The organism is Paraburkholderia jirisanensis, from assembly GCF_054782355.1.
The window spans coordinates 212964-231612 of sequence record NZ_BAAGSQ010000025.1; the positions used below are offsets into that span (position 1 = coordinate 212964).

Annotated in this window: 16 protein-coding genes and 2 riboswitches; of the genes, 9 read left to right on the forward strand and 7 right to left on the reverse strand. The window is 64.5% G+C overall.

Translation table 11 applies throughout. The features are described 5' to 3' along the window. Positions 1-355 precede the first annotated feature (355 nt). Positions 356-1240 carry a LysR substrate-binding domain-containing protein gene (locus tag ACYVNQ_RS12880; RefSeq protein ID WP_460902881.1) on the forward strand — a complete coding sequence of 295 codons (885 nt, stop codon included), beginning with the start codon at positions 356-358 and terminating at the stop codon, positions 1238-1240. 129 nt (positions 1241-1369) lie between these two features. On the opposite strand, the gene ACYVNQ_RS12885 is transcribed toward ACYVNQ_RS12880, so the two are convergent. Further along, complete coding sequence (locus ACYVNQ_RS12885) at positions 1370-2452, reverse strand: calcium:cation antiporter (protein WP_460902882.1); 1083 nt, start codon at positions 2450-2452, stop codon at positions 1370-1372. Between the two features lie 157 nt (positions 2453-2609). Here ACYVNQ_RS12885 and ACYVNQ_RS12890 point away from each other — a divergent pair, with 157 nt between their 5' ends. Further along, positions 2610-3764 carry an acyl-CoA dehydrogenase family protein gene (locus ACYVNQ_RS12890; protein WP_460902883.1) on the forward strand — a complete coding sequence of 385 codons (1155 nt, stop codon included), beginning with the start codon at positions 2610-2612 and terminating at the stop codon, positions 3762-3764. 118 nt (positions 3765-3882) lie between these two features. Here ACYVNQ_RS12890 and ACYVNQ_RS12895 read toward each other — a convergent pair whose 3' ends face one another. Continuing rightward, on the reverse strand, positions 3883-4251 hold the full coding sequence (locus tag ACYVNQ_RS12895) for a BON domain-containing protein (RefSeq protein ID WP_460902884.1): 369 nt from the start codon (positions 4249-4251) through the stop codon (positions 3883-3885). A gap of 234 nt (positions 4252-4485) precedes the next feature. Between ACYVNQ_RS12895 and ACYVNQ_RS12900 the strand changes: the two genes are divergently transcribed. Both ACYVNQ_RS12900 and ACYVNQ_RS12905 read left to right on the forward strand, forming a co-directional pair. After that, positions 4486-5136 carry a DNA-3-methyladenine glycosylase gene (locus tag ACYVNQ_RS12900; RefSeq protein WP_460902885.1) on the forward strand — a complete coding sequence of 217 codons (651 nt, stop codon included), beginning with the start codon at positions 4486-4488 and terminating at the stop codon, positions 5134-5136. Between the two features lie 168 nt (positions 5137-5304). After that, positions 5305-5658 carry a DUF4148 domain-containing protein gene (locus ACYVNQ_RS12905; RefSeq protein WP_460902886.1) on the forward strand — a complete coding sequence of 118 codons (354 nt, stop codon included), beginning with the start codon at positions 5305-5307 and terminating at the stop codon, positions 5656-5658. Positions 5659-6004: 346 nt separating this feature from the next. Here the strand turns inward: ACYVNQ_RS12905 and ACYVNQ_RS12910 are convergent, their stop codons facing one another. Then, on the reverse strand, positions 6005-6442 hold the full coding sequence (locus tag ACYVNQ_RS12910; RefSeq protein WP_460902887.1) for a CBS domain-containing protein: 438 nt from the start codon (positions 6440-6442) through the stop codon (positions 6005-6007). Positions 6443-6708: 266 nt separating this feature from the next. Between ACYVNQ_RS12910 and ribA the strand changes: the two genes are divergently transcribed. After that, positions 6709-7359, forward strand: coding sequence for a GTP cyclohydrolase II (gene ribA, locus ACYVNQ_RS12915; protein ID WP_460902888.1), 651 nt, complete (start codon positions 6709-6711; stop codon positions 7357-7359). A 42-nt stretch (positions 7360-7401) separates the two neighbouring features. Here ribA and bluB read toward each other — a convergent pair whose 3' ends face one another. Genes bluB through ACYVNQ_RS12935 form a run of 4 tightly spaced genes read right to left on the reverse strand, consistent with a single transcriptional unit; the run spans position 7402 to position 10398 of the window. Then, positions 7402-8064, reverse strand: a complete 663-nt coding sequence (bluB, locus tag ACYVNQ_RS12920) for a 5,6-dimethylbenzimidazole synthase (protein ID WP_460902889.1) — start codon at positions 8062-8064, stop codon at positions 7402-7404. Then, entirely contained in the window at positions 8048-9361 is a 1314-nt protein-coding gene (locus tag ACYVNQ_RS12925; protein ID WP_460902890.1) for a cobyrinate a,c-diamide synthase, read from the reverse strand. The genes bluB and ACYVNQ_RS12925 overlap by 17 nt, the downstream gene beginning before the upstream one ends. 3 nt (positions 9362-9364) lie before the next feature. Beyond that, a complete protein-coding gene (cobO, locus tag ACYVNQ_RS12930) occupies positions 9365-9967 on the reverse strand; it encodes a cob(I)yrinic acid a,c-diamide adenosyltransferase (protein ID WP_460902891.1) in 603 nt (200 codons plus the stop codon). Further along, on the reverse strand, positions 9964-10398 hold the full coding sequence (locus ACYVNQ_RS12935; protein WP_460902892.1) for a cobalamin biosynthesis protein: 435 nt from the start codon (positions 10396-10398) through the stop codon (positions 9964-9966). Before ACYVNQ_RS12935 ends, cobO begins: the two co-directional genes overlap by 4 nt. A gap of 183 nt (positions 10399-10581) precedes the next feature. After that, a riboswitch (cobalamin riboswitch) is annotated at positions 10582-10821 on the reverse strand. Between the two features lie 352 nt (positions 10822-11173). Here ACYVNQ_RS12935 and ACYVNQ_RS12940 point away from each other — a divergent pair. The 4 genes from ACYVNQ_RS12940 (at position 11174) to ACYVNQ_RS12955 (ending at position 18591) form a co-directional block, all read left to right on the forward strand. Further along, positions 11174-11992, forward strand: coding sequence for an SDR family oxidoreductase (locus ACYVNQ_RS12940; protein ID WP_460902893.1), 819 nt, complete (start codon positions 11174-11176; stop codon positions 11990-11992). Between the two features lie 60 nt (positions 11993-12052). Beyond that, a riboswitch (cobalamin riboswitch) is annotated at positions 12053-12335 on the forward strand. Between the two features lie 50 nt (positions 12336-12385). Then, a complete protein-coding gene (gene cobW / locus ACYVNQ_RS12945; protein ID WP_460902894.1) occupies positions 12386-13474 on the forward strand; it encodes a cobalamin biosynthesis protein CobW in 1089 nt (362 codons plus the stop codon). Positions 13475-13486: 12 nt separating this feature from the next. Continuing rightward, positions 13487-17440, forward strand: coding sequence for a cobaltochelatase subunit CobN (gene cobN, locus ACYVNQ_RS12950; RefSeq protein WP_460902895.1), 3954 nt, complete (start codon positions 13487-13489; stop codon positions 17438-17440). Then, positions 17440-18591, forward strand: coding sequence for an ATP-binding protein (locus ACYVNQ_RS12955; RefSeq protein ID WP_460902896.1), 1152 nt, complete (start codon positions 17440-17442; stop codon positions 18589-18591). Before cobN ends, ACYVNQ_RS12955 begins: the two co-directional genes overlap by 1 nt. The last annotated feature ends 58 nt before the right edge of the window (positions 18592-18649 follow it).

The window sequence follows — 18649 nt, forward strand, 5'->3', positions numbered from 1 at the left end:
TCGAGGATACGGTCAGTGCGAAGACGGCTGGATGTGCAAGTTCTTTGCCATGCTGGGTGGTGGGGCCACGCCCGCTCATCTTCATCGCCCGTGTCGCGGCGTCGGGCGGCAGCGTGCGCAGAGCGTCGAGGTTGGTGCGCAGTGCGACCTGCGCGCGCCGTTACGGTGCACGCCCGCCGGCCGCGCGCATCACCCAACTCGTGCAACTGTCATAACCGATGCGCATGGCGCATCACACGCGATTAGATCGTGCCGCGTCGCGGTGGCGCGTATGCTGCAAGCTTCCCGACCAGGCCCAGCGCGCCTGTGCAAGCGCGCGCACAATGCGTTTTTCTGATACCCCCCGCTTCACGCCATGCGACGACTTCCCCCGCTGAACGCGCTGCATATCTTCGAGACCGTCGCGCGCCATCGCAGCTTCACGCGCGCAGCGCAGCACCTGTGTCTGACACAAGGCGCCGTCAGCCGGCAGATCCTGCTGCTGGAGGACTACTTCCAGTTCCCGCTATTCAAGCGGCACGCGAAGGGCCTTACGTTGACCACCGAAGGCGAGCAACTGCTGCCGGCGGTCAACGAAAGCTTCACGCGCATCGAGGAGATTTCGCTGCGCCTGACGCGCCAGCGTACGGATCTCGCGTTGAAGGTGCCAACCTGCGTGATGCGCTGGATGCTGCCGAAAATCATGCAGTTCCAGGCCGAGTACCCGGATCTGCACGTGCAGATCACCACCACGTGGCAGCACGACGTCGATTTCCAGCTCGAGCCGTTCGATGCGGCGATTGTCTACGCGAGATCACCGGGCCCGGGCATGCAGTCGCTGCCGCTGTTCGACGAGTGCCTGACGCCGGTCTGCGCGCCGCAACTGCTGCAGGACAAGCCGCTGCACAAGGTAGCCGATCTGGCGCGCCACACGCTGCTGCACCCGACCCGCGATCACCGCGACTGGGGTGCGTGGCTCGAATCTGTCGATGCGCCGCGCGACGTCGATGCGGCGCGCGGCCCGACCTTCGAGACGCTCGATCTCGCGACGAATGCCGCTCTGCAAGGCTTCGGGGTGGCGATCAGCGACGTCGAGCTGACCAGCGAGGATGTCGCCGCGCAACGCCTCGTGCGGCCGTTCGATGCCGTGCTGACGACCGGCGCGCGCTACTACCTCGTGTATCCGGACAGCGTCGCGCATCAGCAGAAAGTGGAGCTGTTTAGCGCGTGGCTCGCGGGGCGCTGGGCTAGCGCGGCTTGAGCAGGAGCGGCAGAGCGGGCGGGCGTGGCGGTCCGCTCGGCTGTCGATTTGGCTGGTGCGCTTGAGCAACGCGCTGGAGCGATAAGCCTGAGCGGCTTTTGCCAGCGCGAACTATCCAGCAACACCACCTCAAGGCACGACCGACAAAAACAGATACGCAGCCAGCAGCGACAGATGCACCGCGCCTTGCAGGATTGTCGTGCGGCCGGTGCTCAACGTCAGCGTACCGACCAGCAGCGTCAGGATAAGCATCACCGTGTCCTTGCCGTCGATACCCAGCAGCAGCGACTGGCCGTTCCACAGAAACACGACTGCCACTGTCGGGATCGTCAAGCCGATGCTCGCGAGCGCGGAGCCGAGCGCGAGGTTCAGGCTGGTCTGCAGCCGGTCGGCGCGCGCCGCACGGACCGCGGCGACCGCTTCGGGCAGCAGCACCAGTGCGGCGATCACGATGCCGACCGAGGCGGGCGGTGCACCCGCTTCGAGCACCGCGCGCTCCACCGCCGGCGACAGCAGCTTGGCCAGCAGCACCACCGCCACCAGCGACACCACCAGCAGCACGCAGCTCAACAGCGCCACCGCGACGCTCGGCGGTTCGGCGTGCGCGTTTTCATCGCGTGCGTTGGTCAGAAAGTAATCGCGATGGCGCACCGTTTGCACAAACACGAACACGCCGTACAGCACCAGCGACGAAACCCCCGCAAATGCCAGCTGCGACGGCGCCAGCGCGGGCCCGGGGCTGCTATGCGTGTAGTTCGGCATCACCAGCGTCAGCACCGACAGCGACGCCAGCACGGCGAGCGACGCACTCGCGCCGCGCGTCTGGAAATCCTGCTCGCGATGGCGCAGCCCGCCCACCAGCAGGCAGATGCCGACGATGCCGTTGCACACCAGCATCACCGCGGCGAACACCGTATCGCGCGCAAGCCCGGCCTTCTCCGGCCCGCTCGACAGCATCACGGAGACGATCAGCGCAACCTCGATCACGGTCACGGCGACTGCCAGCACCAGGGTGCCGAACGGTTCGCCGACGCGATGTGCGACCACTTCCGCGTGATGCACGCCGGCGAACACCGCGCCGGCGAGCGCTATGCCGACCAGCGTAAGCAGCACGGTGTTGCCGGGCAGCGCGAACGCCGCGCCGAGGACGATCCATGCGACGATCGGCGTAAAGAGGGTCCAGCGGGGCTGCACAGTCGACGAAGTGGCCATTCGGTTTATTCCTTTCGTATGGTTCGGGCGTTCGGCAACGCGCGTTGCGAAGCCTTCCGGTGCAGTTAATCTTTTAGATCAAGAACGAAGGCTAATCCGTTAAAATATAAAGAGATTTTAGCGCAGATAATGCCATATTGTGGGAGCTTCGACCGCCGTGATCAGACATCAGGAAACCTTGAACCTGCTGCTCGACAGCATTACACGCTTCGTCCGTGAACGGCTTGTGCCGAATGAGGAAATCGTCGAGCAGAACGACCAGATTCCAGCGCCGCTGCTGCAGGAGATGAAGGATCTCGGGCTGTTCGGCCTATGTCTTCCGGAAGAATACGGCGGTCTCGGGCTGACGATGGAGGAGGAGGTGCTCGCGGCGTTCGAACTCGGCAAAACTTCGCCGGCGTTCCGCTCGGCGATCGGCAGTAACAACGGCATCGGTTCGACGGGCCTCGTGATCGACGGCACGCTGGCGCAGAAGCAGAAGTATCTGCCGCGGCTCGCATCCGGCGAATTGATCGGCGCGTTCTGTCTGACCGAGCCGGAGGCGGGTTCCGATGCGGCGTCGCTGCGCACCCGCGCGGTGCGCGACGGTAGCTACTACGTGCTGAACGGCACCAAGCGCTTCATCACCAACGCGCCCGAGGCGGGCCTGTTTACCGTGATGGCGCGCACCGATCCGGCGGCGCAGGGCGCCGGCGCGATCTCCGCGTTCGTGGTCGAGGCGGGCACCCCGGGGCTGTCGCTCGGCAAAATCGATCGCAAGATGGGCCAGCGCGGCGCGCATACCTGCGACGTGATCTTCGACGACTGCCGCGTGCCGGCTGCCAACCTGATCGGCGAGCAGGAAGGCATTGGCTTCAAGACCGCGATGAAAGTGCTCGACAAAGGGCGCCTGCATATCGCCGCGGTCGCGACCGGCGCGGCCGAGCGCATGCTCGCCGATGCGCTGCGCTACGCGATCGGGCGCAAACAGTTCGGCCGGCCGATCGTCGAGTTCGAACTGATTCAGGCGATGCTCGCGGATAGCCGTGCTGACGTCTACGCCGCGCGCTGCATGATCGTCGATGCCGCGCGGCGCCGCGATACCGGCGAACGCGTGACGAGCGAAGCGTCATGCGCAAAGATGTTCGCCACGGAGATGTGCGGACGGGTTGCCGATCGCGCCGTGCAGATTTTCGGCGGCGCAGGCTATATGAGCGAATCCGGGATCGAGCGCTTCTACCGCGACGTGCGGCTGTTTCGCATTTACGAGGGCACCACGCAGATCCAGCAGATCGTGATTGCGCGGGAAATGCGGCGGGCGTTCGAGAGCTGAACGAGGCGGCAGCGTCAGGCCAAACGGAAACAGTACGAGTGAGGCGGGAAGTGCTGCGGCTTGCGGCCGCAGCGGACACCGCTCTTCATTGACGAAGAGCGGTGTAATGCAGCCCTGCTTACTGACCGACCGGGCGAATCGTCAGCGCGTTCTTGACCGACTTCACGCCGGGTACGCCTTGCGCAACCGTGGTCGCGTTGTCGACTTGCGGCTGCTCCGGCACCGAGCCTTCGAGGGTCACGTTGCCATCGCGCGAACGCACGAGGATGTTGGCGGCGCTGATGCCCTTCGCTTTCGCGAGAGCGGCGCGTACCTTGCGTGCCTGCAGGCGGTCGGCCTTCTTCACTGCCTTATACTGCTGCTTCGCGCTTTGCTGCGACGACAGATCGCTTGCAGCATCCGTAGCGCTGGCTTGCGCGAATGCGTTGATCGACGCGAGCACGATGAGTGCACCGCCTACCGCCTTGATTGCCTGGATCGCCTTCATTCACTTTCTCCTGTTGTCATGCTTTGCGATGTTGGCCCCGCAAAGGGACCCCTGCACTGCCAACTTCTCTTTACTTCTGGGATGAAAACGCTTGGAACGGTGTTGCGGTCTACGGTACAAACCCGAAGTGGTGCCCAAACCGGCTTTGTTACGGGCGCCATGCGGTTGTTTGTCGGAGTGTAAAGATACCGCAATTGGTTCCACAGCGACCGCATAAGAAAGGTGAATGAGGTTTTGGCACAACGGATTGTTCCGCGGATTACTCCGCTTACGCGCGACGACTTGCCGGTCGATACGGTGGAGCTTGCCCGCTATCTGGTCGGCAAGTGTCTGGTGCACGATCTGCCGGAGGGGAGAATCAGCGGGCTGATCGTCGAAATGGAGGCGTACCCGCTCGGCGATTCGACCAGCCACGCGTTTCTCGGACGGCGCGCGTACAACGGCTCGATGTTCCTCGCGCGCGGTCATGCGTATGTGCGGCTCACCTATGGGTTGTCCTACATGCTGAACGTATCGAGCGAAGCGGAAGAGGTCGGTGCCGGGGTGCTGGTGCGTGCTGTGGAGCCGCTGGAAGGGCTCGATCTGATGCAGGCGCGCCGGCCGGGCGTCAAGCTGCTGGACCTTGCGCGCGGGCCCGGGCGTCTGACGCTTGCGTACGGCATCGACGCGGCATTCGACGGCATCGATCTGTGTACCGGGAGCGGGCTCTGGTTTGGCCGCCGGGAAGGTGCCGACGACGTGCCGGTGGCAGCGACCAAGCGTATCGGCCTGTCGCGCGAGATGCATCAGTTGCTGCGCTTCTATGTCCCGGGCAGTCCGTTTGTCAGCGGTCCGCGCAAGCTGCTGGTGTCCGCGGCCGGAGCCGATGTGGTACCCGGAGCCTAGCTTTCAGTTCGATTTCGTATTGAATCCCGATCCATTTTTGCCGGAATCGCAATTAATAATCTCCCGAATAGGGGTTTTCCCTTGGTGACAGCGCGACTAAACTGTCGTTACTGACTTCTCGCACGGTGCGGGAGGCAAGGCAAAAACAAAATTCTGGAGGTAGTTGTCATGAAATCCCTGATCAAAGCCGTCGTTCTCGCTACTGTGCTGGCCGCTCCTGTCGTTTCTTTCGCGCAGTCGAGCCAAGGGTTGACCCGCGCAGAAGTCCGCGCACAACTGATCCAGCTGGAAAAGGCCGGCTACAACCCGGCAACCGCCAACGACACGAATTATCCGCAAGACCTGCAAGCTGCTGAACGCCGCGTCGAAGCACAACAGGCACAGGCAGTTGCGCAAGCCCAGGCAGCAAAGCCGGCGGCAGCAGCCGATACGGGCTACGGCGCAGCGACCAGCGGTTCGTCGCAAGCAGGTGCTCCGACGCAACTGAACAACCAACCCGGCTCGGTCTACTTCGGCCACTAAGCCTGCAGCACAAAGCTAGCTTCACAACGCGCATCAGACAGTCGATGCGCGTTTCGCTGCACACATAACCCGGAACATGCATACTGCGGATCGGATTTGATCTGCGCATGACCCGGCTGCAATACGAACCGGCCCGCGTCGTTTCATCAACACGCGGGCCGGTTTGCGTACGGAACTCAAGAACCTCCGCCGCCATTTATGGTGGCTTCGCCCAAACCATGCGGATTGGGCTTTTTTTTGCCTTTTTCGCGTATCTTCGTTTCGCCGGCAGGCTTTACGGATTGCCTGCAGTGCGCATGCGAAGCAGCTTGAGGTGGCGTTGCGGTGCCAGGTTCGTGCCAGCCGGCTAGCTCGCGCCGGTGATGTATTGCTCCAGTTGCTGGATCGTGAACTGCTGCTCGGCGATGATGTTCTTCACAAGGTCGCCAATCGAAACCATGCCGACCAGCTTGCCGTTTTCGAGCACCGGCAGATGGCGCATGCGGCGTTCGGTCATCAAGGCCATGCAGTCGGCGGTGGTCTGGTCGGGGCGCACGAAGCGCACCGCGCGGCTCATGATCTCGCTGACCGCGGTCGACTTCGACGAGCGGTCCATCAACACGATCTTGCGCGCATAGTCGCGTTCGGTGACGATGCCGGCGATCGTACTGCCATCCATGACAAGCAGTGCTCCGATCTGTTTTTCCGCCATCAGTTTGATTGCGTCGTAGACCGAATCCGATGCTTCGATCGTAAAGACCGTCAGGTCCGGTTTCGACTTGAGTACCTGGGCAACGCTAGTCATGGAGCGGCTCCGTTTTCGCAATGCAGCACGCCACTGCGGCGCGCTGTTGTTCAGGGACTGGCCAATCCAGTATAGGCGCAGCTTGCGCGTGCCGCGATGCGCGCGCGTGCGGCGGCGCGCGTAGGGCCGCCGACGGTCGTTTAGGTCTGCAATTCGCGTCACAGGTGTGATGCGTGGCAGATGGCGTTCGGCGTTTAGCGGTAAACTCCAGTTCCAACTTCATCCCCGGTCGTATACGGGTTCATGTCTGCCATTCGTTCAACGCCATGCTCACGTCTCACAACCCGTCGCCAGCCGACAGCACACGTAACGGCGAATGCGTCGTGCTCGATGCCCAAGCCACGCTTCCTACCCGCTACGGCACCTTTACTTCGTATGTCTTTCGCGTCGTCGACGGCGATGCGGAACACGTCGCGCTCGTGATGGGCGACGTTGCCGGCAAAGAGTCCGTGCTGACCCGGCTGCACTCCGAATGCCTGACCGGCGACGTGCTGGGCTCGTTTCGCTGCGATTGCGGCGAGCAGCTCGATCTGGCGCTGCGCTATATCGCGGCAGAGGGCTGCGGCGTGCTGTTGTATCTGCGCGGACACGAAGGGCGCGGCATCGGCCTGTCGAACAAGATTCGCGCGTATGCGTTGCAGGAGCAGGGGCGCGATACGGTCGAGGCGAACCTCGATCTGGGCTTGCCCGAAGATGCGCGCGAATACGATTCGGCTGCCGGCATTCTGCGCATGCTGAAGGTCACGTCGGTGCGGCTGATGAGCAACAACCCGAACAAGTTCGACACGCTGACCAAACACGGCATTCCGGTGTGCGAACGCGTCGCGCTGGCGATTCCGATGCGCGAGGAAAACGAGCGGTATATCCGCACCAAACAGGCCAAATTCGGCCACTACTATTTCGAAGAGAACGAATAACCCGAAGCGCATAACCCCGCGCATAACGAAGTACGCGAGGCGCTATGCCTGATCCGTGCCGCCACTATCCTGCCACGCGTTTTCGAACACGCAGGTAGCGAGCGGCACGCGCGTGGCCCACTGTTGCGTCTCGAGCATCGGCTCCGGGTAATACTCGTCGATCTGCCCGACGCAGAGAATCGCCACCGGCCGCGCGCCTTCGGGCATGTGCAGCAGCGCGCGCACTTCGGCGGGATCGAACAGCGATACCCAGCCCACGCCGATGCCTTCCGCGCGTGCCGCCAGCCACATGTTCTGGATCGCGCACGACACCGAGGCCAGATCCATTTCCGGCAGCGTGCGGCGCCCGAAGACATGTGCTTCGCGCCCGTCCATCAGCGCGATCACCAGCAGCTCGCCGCACTCGAGCATGCCTTCCACTTTCAGTTTCATGAATTCGTCGCGCCGCTTGCCGAGCGCGTCGGCGGTGTTGAGCCGCTCGCGTTCGACCGATGCGTGCAGCGCCTGCCGTAGTGCGGGATCGGTAATGCGCGCGATGCGCCATGGCTGCATATAGCCGACGCTCGGCGCGTGATGCGCGGCATCGAGCAGACGTTGCAGCACGACCGGGTCGACCGGGCCGCGCACGAAGTGGCGCATGTCGCGGCGTTCGTAAATAGCGCGGTAGACCGCCGCGCGATCGGCATCGTTAAAACGCGTTGCCATGAAAGAGTGCTGCTGTGAAGGCGGGGTTGGAGGGCCAGTAGCTGTGCATATAGGTCGCGACGATCGGGCCGGCGCGAAACACCGCTTCGCCAGGCGTAGCCGATTGTGGCCGCGTGGCGTGCGATACCGGCGCAAGCGGCGTGCTCACGTGCGAATAGTGGAACGTGTGGCCCGTCATCGTACCGTGCGGGCCGTCGAGCTGCTGCATACCGAGCGCCGCGAGCCGGCTTTGCATGCGTGCGTGACCCGGCAGCAGGCCGAGCATCGCGGTGGTCGCATCGTGGGTGTCGGTGAGGCTTTCGAGCAGATACAGCATGCCGCCGCATTCGGCGAACACGGGTCGGTTCGCCGCGACATGCGCGCGCACCGAGTTCGCCGTGGTGGCTTGCCTCGCAAGCGTGGCCGCGTGCAGCTCCGGGTAGCCGCCTGGCAGATACAGCGCGGTGGCGGTATCCGGCAGCGGCTCGTCGGCGAGCGGAGAAAAAAAACTGACGCGCGCACCCAACTGTTCGAGCAGGGCGAGGTTGGCGGGATAGATGAACGAAAACGCCGCGTCGCGCGCCACGGCGATATGCGTGCCATCAAGCAGATGCGGCAGCGACGGCGCATCCGGATCGCTTGCCGACGGATTGGCGAACGACACCGCCGGCGGCAGTTGCGCAAGCGGCGTTTGCGCAACGGCATCGGCCGCGAGTTCAAGACGCCGCTCCAGATCTTCGATCTCCGCCGCCTGAACGAGACCGAGATGCCGGTCAGGCAGTTCGATTGCCGCACTGCTGGCAATCGAGCCCATCCACTGCAGACCATCCGGCAGCGCGGCTTCGAGCATCTGCGCATGCCGTTCCGAGCCGACGCGATTGGCGAACACGCCGAAGAGCGGCACGTCGGTGCGATAGTGCGCGAGGCCGAAGGCGATGGCGCCGAAGGTCTGCGCCATCGCCTTCGCTGAAATGACCGCAACCACCGGCACGCCGAACGCGGCGGCAAGGTCCGCGCTGCTCGGCGTACCGTCGTACAGCCCCATTACGCCTTCGATCAGGATCAGATCGGCCTGCGCAGCGGCTTGCGCGAGCAGTTCGCGGCATCGGTTCGCGCCGACCATCCACAGGTCGAGCGATTCGACCGGCGCGCCACTGGCGCGCGCGAGAATCATCGGGTCGAGAAAGTCCGGCCCGGTCTTGAACACACGCACGCGCCGGCCCGCGCGCCGATGCAGGCGCGCGAGCCCTGCGGTGATGGTCGTCTTGCCCTGGCCGGAAGCGGGCGCGCTGATGAACAGCGCCGGACACGCGGTCATCGATCAGAACTCCACGCCGCGCTGCGCCTTCACATGCTGCTCGCGGTACGGATGCTTGACGATGCGCATTTCGGTGACGAGATCGGCGGCCTCGACCAGCGCTTCGGGCGCATGGCGGCCGGTCACGACGACGTGCAGCATCGCCGGCCGCGCGTTGAGCACGCCGAGCACTTCGTCGAGCGGCAGGTATTCGTACTTCAGCACCGTGTTCAGCTCGTCGAGAATCACCATCTGATAGTCGCCGCTTTCGATCATCCGGCGCGCTTCGTCCCAGCCTTTGCGGGCGGTTGCGACGTCGGCGTCGCGGTTCTGCGTGTTCCACGTATAGCCGTCGCCCATCGTAATGAACTCGCAGTTCGGCAGCGCGCCGAGGAAATCGCGTTCGGCCGTGTGCAGCGCGCCCTTGATGAACTGCACGACGCCGAGTTTCATGCCATGGCCGAGCACGCGTACGGCCATGCCGAATGCAGCCGTGGTCTTGCCCTTGCCGGTGCCCGTATTGACGATCAGCAAACCCTTTTCGACGGTGGCCTCGGCCTGTTTCTTCTCGTGGCCTTCGCGGCGGCGCTGTGTCATGCGCAGGTGGGCTTCGGGATCGGTTTTCATGGTGGGTCCTGTGCGATGGAGGGATTCGAGACGTGCGCGGCGTGGCTTGCGTGCGCACCCGTATCGAAGCTTGCGATCGCGACGGTCACGCCGTCGCGCACGCGTTTGGGTGTAATCAGCTGGCCGGCGGGCGCGGCGAGCAGCGCGCATGGCTCGCATACGCCGCCGACGCCGGCATGGGCACGCACGGTCTCTGAAGGTGTCGGCCCTGCAGGCGCGCCAGCAATCTGCGCGCGCGAAAAGGCCTGCAGCGCTAGCGCATGCCGCGCGCAGAACGCAAGCAAGCCGGGTTCTTGAGCTTTGGAATCGAGTGTGGCGACGGTCAGAACTTCGTCGATCGAATGCGCGCCGAGCGCGTCGCGCACGGCTGCGTCGATCTGTTCGAACGACGCGCCGCTCCTGCAGCCGATGCCGAGCACGAGCCGTTTCATCGGCTGCCGCCGCGAGCGTAACGACAGGCCGGCGTGCGCTCTGCGCGTGCGGCCATGAAATGAAGCAGCTGAAAAAGCCTCATGCGATGTCACATAGCGTGCGCGATGGCGATAGAAGAAGGCGCACCGCGCGTGGGCGCCCGTGTCCGTCCCCCGCGGAACCGGCGATCGGCGAGCGTGACGTTCGCCCCCTTGCGTCTGGCCGGTATCCGGGCTGACGGCCGCAGGCGTTTCGCCTTCCCACCCGCGTTGCCGGGCAGTGGCTTTGAAACGCCTGTGCAGAGTGGGATCTGCGGGCCGCTTACCGTTGCGGGGACAGCACAGGTTTGGCGGCGATCTGCGTCAGGCCGCGCTTTCCTGTTTCCCGTTTAACCACCTGTGCGCGTGAAAACGCAGGGCGGCACCGGACGCGCGCATACGATAGCACAGGCGGGCGCGTGGCCGGCCCGGCGCACACAAACGTCCATGCGTGCCGTCGCGATAACGATAAAGGCTCATTCAGATCGTTTATTGACAGTTCGATCCATTTCTGGAGCCATGATCCGCACGGCAAGGCGACATGCTGTCTGCTGAAGATGTGCTGGATTCGAAGCCGGATAAAGCGAATATTCTTGCATATTTAATGATGTTTAGGATGTTTATAGACGGCATCGCCACACGCCCACTATGTTGATCACGTGGGATATTTTTTCTTCTTATATTGACTGTAAAGTCCATAACAACGAAGAACACCCTCAACCCGCGGCTAGCCGCTTTACCCATCTGGAGAGCCTTCATGGCGCACACCGTCTTCATCACCGGCACAAGCAGCGGCCTCGGCAAGCGCGCAGCGCTTTACTTTGCCGAACAAGGCTGGAACGTCGCCGCGACGATGCGCGATACCGCACGTGGCAATGAACTGGCGCAGCACGACCGTATTCATGTGATCGAACTCGACGTGACCGACGCATCGCAAGCACGCCGCGCGGCGCACGAGGCGATCGAGGTATTCGGCGGCATCGATGTAGTGGTCAACAACGCGGGTGTCGGCGCATACGGCCCGCTCGAATTCGCGAGCGAGGAAACCATCGACTGGCAATTCGCCGTCAACGTGCGCGGCCCGATCAACGTGATCCGCGCGTTCCTGCCGCACATGCGTGCACAAAAGCGCGGCAAGATCATCAACATCAGTTCGTTCATGGGCGTGACGACGGCGGTGCCCACCGGCTCGCTCTACAACATGTCGAAGTTCGCGCTGGAGGGCTTGATCGAGGGCCTGTACTACGAGCTCGCGCCGCTTTCGATCGATCTGCACCTCGTCGAGTCCGGCGGCTTCAAGGACAACAGCTTCGCGTCCAACATGACGTTCAGCACCGATCCGACCATCAACGATTACGACCGCATCGTCGACAAGGTGCAGGCGCTGTTCGCGTCGAGCGACCCGAACCTGCGCGACGATCCGCAATTGATCGTCGACGAGATCTACGCGCTCGCAACGGGCGCCAACAAGCAGTTCCGCACGCTGGTCGGGCAGATGTCGAAGGATCTGGTCGCGCTGCGTTCGTCGGTGCCGATCGAAGACTATCTGGCGAAGCTCGCCGCGCAGTTTTCGTAACCGCTTGCCGTGCGGCGCAGCTTGCAGGCGCCTTTCTTGACGCACAGCACTGCCGGGCCTACACTCGCACGCACTTCTGGTGCTCGCGAGCGCGTTCTGGCGTGCGCAGTTAAACGGGAAACAGCGGGCCCCGTCCGCCGCCGCGCGGCGACCGGGTCAACCTGTGCTGCCCCCGCAACGGAAGGCGAGCGCATCGCGTCAGTCGCGATGCAGAGCCGGCTTCGCTGGCGGTGCGCAAGGCCGCGCCGCCAGACAACCACTGCGCGAGAAATCGTCTACTTGCGTGGGAAGGTGAAGCGGCGCTCTCGCCAGCCCGGATACCGGCCAGAAGAGCAGGCTTGACGCCGCGGGGCGCGGCGTTCCGTCCACCACTTCTTGCATTTCACCTCACCCATGCAAACCCAGATGCGCAAAATCCCGGTGACGATCGTCACGGGCTTTCTCGGCAGCGGCAAAACCACTTTGTTGCGCCATATTCTTCAACATGCCGGCGGCCTGCGGGTGGCGGTGATCGTCAACGAGTTCGGCGAACTCGGCATCGACGGCGAAATCTTCAAGGGCTGCGGCATCGGCTGCGATGAAGAAGGCCGCGAAATCGAAGGCCAGCTGTTCGAGCTGGCCAACGGCTGCCTGTGCTGCACCGTGCAGGAAGAGTTCTTTCCGGTGATGGAACAACTGGTCGAGCGGCGCGACACGATCGATCACGTGCTGATCGAAACCTCCGGCCTCGCGCTGCCCAAGCCGCTCGTGCAAGCGTTCAACTGGCCTTCGATCAAGAGCAGTTTCACGGTCGATGCGGTGGTGACGGTGGTCGACGGGCCTGCCGTCGCGGCCGGCCAGTTCGCCGAAGACCCTGCCGCAGTCGATGAATTGCGCAAGGCCGATCCGAATCTCGATCACGAATCGCCGCTGCACGAGCTGTTCGAAGACCAGCTGTGCTCGGCCGACCTGGTGATTCTCAACAAGATCGATCTGCTCGACGATGCGCAGCAAAACGCGGTCGAAATGACGATTCGCGAAGAGATTCCGCCGCAGGTCAAGGTCGTGCGAGCGCACAACGGGCAACTCGATCTGCACGCGCTGCTCGGGCTCGAATCGGCGTCCGAGGAAACGATTCATCTGCGGCACGATCACCACGGTTCCGCCGACGATGCCGATCACCATCACGACGAGTTCGATTCGGTGGTGGTCGAGGCGCGCGCGAGTTCGCGCGACGCGCTGATCGCGGCGCTGCAAAGCGTCGTCGAGCAGCACACGATCTACCGCGTAAAGGGCTTCGCCGCACTGCCGAACGCGCCGATGCGTCTGGTTGTGCAAGGCGTCGGGCGTCGCTTCGACAGTTACTTCGACCGCCGCTGGCAGCCGGGCGAAGCGACGCTGAGCCGCTTCGTGATGATCGGCGCGGACCTCGAGCAGCCGGTGCTGCAGCGCGCGCTCGACGCCGCGCTCGCGCAGCCGGCGCAACCCGCACAGCAGGCATAGCGCAGCGCCGTCATGCATCTACTGCGCACCACACCGGGCGGTTTCGTCGACGACACGCAAGGCGTGATCCGCATCGATCAGCGTCCGGCCGACATCGTCGTGCTCAGTTCGGCGGACACGACGCTATCGCTGCTCGCGAGCGTCGTGCCGCGCCTGCCGGCAGGTTTCCCGAGCGTGCGGCTCGCCAACGTCACCTATCTGCGCCAGCCGGCCTCGGTAGACTTCTACGTCGAAGACGTGCTGCAGCACGCGCGCATCGTCGTGGTCGATCATCTGGGCGGCGAGGCGTATTGGCCATACGGCATCGAACAGGTCGTCGCGCTTGCCGAACGCAAGCAACAGATCCTCGCGATGTTTTCCGGCGACCTGCAGCAAGACCCGAACCTCACCGCCCGCAGCACCGCGGATGCACAGTTGTGCGAGCAACTGTGGCGCTATCTGCGCGAAGGCGGCCAGCAGAATGCGGATAGCTTTCTGCGCTGCATCGCGTGGCGCGGGTTGGGTTGGGGCCGCGAGCCGGCGCCGCCGGTGCCGTTGCCTGCCGCCGCGCTGTACCACCCGGCGCACGATACGCCGACCATCGAACAATGGCAGGCGCGTTGGCGCGCCAATGCGCCGGTGGCGGCGATCCTGTTTTACAAGGCGCATCTGCAGGCAGCCAATACGGCAGTGTTCGACGCGCTGATCGAGGCGCTCGAGGCGCGCGGGATCAATCCGCTGCCGCTTGCGATCACGTCGCTGAAAGACACGCTGAGCCGCGAGGTCGTCGAGCAGTTGTGCGCGCAACATCATGCCGCGCTGGTGTTGAACACGACAGCCTTCGCCGCGACGGCAATCGACGATCCGGAGCCGCTCGCGATCGCCGGCGATGCGCCGGTGCTGCAGGTGATTCTGAGCGGCGGCAACCGCGCCGACTGGCTGAAGGACAATCACGGCCTGAACGCGCGCGACATCGCGATGCACGTCGCGCTGCCCGAGGTCGACGGCCGCATCATCACGCGTGCGATCAGCTTCAAGGGCCTGGCCTACCGTTGCGCGCACACCGAAGTAGACGTGGTGCGCTATCAGCCGGATATCGAACGCATCGCGTTCGTCGCGGAACTGAGCCGGCGCTGGTGTCGCCTGCGCATGCTTGACAACGCCGACAAGAAAGTCGCGTTGATCCTCGCCAATTATCCGGTCAGCGAAGGGCGCATCGGCAACGGTGTCGGGCTCGATACGCCGGCATCGGTGGTCGGCATCCTGCGCATGCTGCGCGACGCCGGGTATCGTGTCGCCGCGCAACTGCCAGCCGACGGCGACGCACTGCTCGCGCAACTCACGGAGGGCGTGACCAACGACCCAACGGTGCGCGATCTGCGGCCCGCGCTGCAAAGCCTCGCACTCGACGACTATCGCACGCACTTCGCGCGCCTGCCTGCCGCCGCGCGCGACGCGCTGAATGCGCGCTGGGGTCCGCCTGAACAGGACCCGACACTGCGGCGCGGCCGTTTTATGATCGCGGGCTGGCGCTGCGGCAATATCTTCGTCGGCATCCAGCCGTCGCGCTCGCGCGATACAAACGACTACGCGAGCTACCACGACGCCGAACTGGTACCGCCGCATGCGTATCTCGCGTTCTACTTCTGGCTGCGCGAGCAGTTCGGCATCGACGCGGTGGTACATGTCGGCAAGCACGGCAATCTCGAATGGCTGCCGGGCAAGAGCGTCGCGTTGAGCGACGCGTGCTGGCCCGATGCGATTCTCGGGCCGCTGCCGCATCTGTATCCGTTCATCGTCAACGATCCGGGCGAGGGCAGCCAGGCAAAACGCCGTGCCCAGGCGGTGATCATCGATCACCTGATGCCGCCACTCACGCGCGCCGAAAACTACGGGCCGCTGCAAGACCTCGAGCGTCAGGTCGACGAATACTACGAGGCGCTGATGGTCGATCCGCGCCGCGCGAAGCTGCTGCGGCGCACGATTCTCGCGACCATCACCGAGCACCGGTTGCACGAAGAGCTGAGCATGGCCGAGCCGAGCGGCCAGGATGCGGAAGACGAACTGCTGACGCGGGTCGATGCATGGCTGTGCGAGCTGAAGGAAGCGCAGATCCGCGACGGCCTGCACACGTTCGGCGCGTCGCCGCGCGGCGTGCAGCGCCGCGATACGCTGCTTGCGCTGGCGCGCTATCCGGTCGGCGATGGCCAGCGCAGCCGGGCAGGGCTGATCGACGCGCTGGCGCGCGATCTGCGCGTCGATCATCTATTCGAGCCGTTGCAGGCCGATTGGTCGGCGCCGTGGCATGGGGAGCGGCCCGCACTGTTACAGCAGGTGAGCGATGTACCGTGGCGCCATCAAGGCGATACGCGCGAGCGCCTCGAGCTGCTGGCGCTGGCGTTACTAGAAGGCGTATGTGGTGACGATAACCTTCAGAAGCCCGAAGACCGCGGCGCAGCTGCTGCGGATCAGCGAAGCAGCGACGATCGCATAGAACGCATAGAACGCATAGAACGTATCGACGGCGAACCCACGCGCATAGAAGACCACCTCGCACAGTCTACCGGCAACCGCACGGCGCATTTCACACTGCCCCCGGCCGGCACACTGCCGCACGCCGAACTCGTGCTGCAGCGCATGCGCGACGAGATCCTGCCGCGCCTCGACGCCTGCGGCCCGCAGGAAATGCTGCAATTAAGTCGCGGCCTCGCGGGCCGCTTCGTGCCGCCGGGGCCGAGCGGTTCGCCGTCGCGCGGCCGTCCCGACGTGCTGCCGACCGGCCGCAACTTCTATTCGGTCGACACCCGCGCGATCCCGACGCAAGCCGCGTGGGCGCTCGGCGTGAAGTCCGCCCAGCAGCTGATCGAGCGGCATCTGCAGGAGCATGGCGACTACCCGCGTGCGATCGGCCTGTCGGTATGGGGCACCGCAACGATGCGCACCGGCGGCGACGATATCGCGCAAGCGCTCGCGCTGCTTGGCGTGCGTCCGAAATGGGCGCCTGGCAGCCACCGCGTCACCGACTTCGAGATCATGCCGATCGCCGCCTTCGATCGGCCGCGCATCGACGTGACGCTGCGCGTATCGGGCTTCTTTCGCGATGCCTTTCCGAACGTGATGCATCTGTTCGATGCGGCCGTGCAAGCCGTCGCCGAGCTCGACGACGAGCCCGAACATCTGAACCCGATCCGCTCACGCGTGCTGCGTGAACGGGACACATGGATCGCGCGCGGCGTCGATCCAGCCGAGGCACGCCGGCGCGCCGGCTGGCGTGTGTTCAGCGCACGGCCCGGCAGCTACGGCGCCGGCCTGCAGGAAATGATCGACACCCGCCAATGGCAGACCGATGCGGATCTGGCCAACGCCTACCTCGCGTCGGGCGGCTTCGCGTACACGCAGAAAAGCAACGGCGAAGAAGCGCGCCACGCGTTCGGCACGCGCCTCGCGACGCTCGACGTGGTGCTGCAAAACCAGGACAACCGCGAGCACGATCTGCTCGACTCGAACGATTACTACCAGTTTCAGGGCGGCATGGCTGCGGCAGTCCGGCATTTTTCCGGCGCACAGCCGCAGCTGTATCACGCCGACCACAGCAATCCGGACGCGCCGCGCGTGCGGCCGCTCGCAGAAGAAATCGCGCGCGTGGTGCGCTCGCGCGTGGTGAATCCGAAGTGGCTCGACGGCGTGAAGCGTCATGGTTACAAAGGCGCGGCGGAAATTGCCGCAACCGTCGACTATCTGTACGGCTACGATGCGACGGCGCGCGTGGTGGCCGATCATCAATATGCGCTGGTGGCCGATGCGTATCTGAACGACGCGGATACCCGCGCGTTTTTGCAGACGCACAACCCGCACGCACTGCACGCAATCTGCGCGCGCCTTGTCGAAGCGATGCAGCGCGGGCTGTGGCAGTCGCCCGGCGCTTACCGTGAGCAGATCGAGCAGCATCTGCTTGCCAGCGAACAGCATATCGAAGGAATGCGCTGATGAACGCCAGCCCCATTGACGCAAGCTCCGTTAGCCGCGCTGCGGTCTTTCCGTTCACGGCCTTGCTTGGCCAGAGCGCGCTGCAGCAGGCGCTGCTGCTCGCCGCGGTAGACCCCGGCATCGGCGGAGTGCTGGTCAGCGGCCCGCGCGGCACCGCAAAATCGACGGCGGCGCGCGCGCTGGCCGAGTTGCTGCCCGAAGGGCAGTTCGTCACGCTGCCGCTCAATGCGAGCGAAGAGCGCCTTGCCGGCACGCTCGATCTGCAAACCGCGCTGCGCGATAGCACGGTGCGCTTTGCGCCGGGGTTGCTTGCCGCCGCGCATCGCGGCGTGCTGTATGTGGACGAAGTGAACCTGTTGCCCGACGCGCTGGTCGATGCGCTGCTCGACGCGGCCGCAAGCGGCGTGAACACGGTCGAGCGCGACGGCGTTTCGCACAGCCACGCGGCAAACTTCGTGCTGATCGGTACGATGAACCCGGAAGAGGGCGAGTTGCGCCCGCAACTGACCGACCGCTTCGGTTTAATGGTGGCGCTGGAAAACTGCTATGAACCGCAAGTGCGGCAGCGCATCGTCAAGGCGCGCCTTGCATTCGATGCGGACCCGCAGGCCTTTCGCGCACAGTATGCGGCGCAACAGCAGGGCTGCGTGGAGCGCATCCGGGCCGCACGCGCGATGCTGCCGGCGCTGCATTTCGACGACGCGGTGCACGAGCACGTCAGCGCACTGTGTATCGCCGCGCAGGTCGACGGCCTGCGCGCCGATCTGGTGATGCTGCGCGCAGCGCGTGCGCTGGCTGCATTCGAAGCTGCGGATGCGGTGACGCTCGCGCATGTCGACCGCGTCGCGGGCGCGGTATTGTTGCATCGGCAACGACACCAGCCTCCGCATGAGCCCGCACATCAGCCGCAGCATCGGCAAACGAACGAAACACGCGAATCCGCAACCCATACAACCGATGATTCGTCTGCTGCAACCGGCGCGTCGCAAGACCGGCAACCGCCTGGCAGCGCCGCGCACAAGCATCGCAATCACGACAGCGGCGCCGGCGCTGCACCGGGTGCCGAGCCCGATTGGGGTTACCTGCCACCTGAGCCTACCGGCACCACGCAGGTCAAACGCGTGATCCCGCTACCGCTAAAAAAAACCTGAGTCATCGAAGCAGCGCCGCCGCTGGCGCATCGCGCAGCGGGTTTCGATGGCCTTCGCG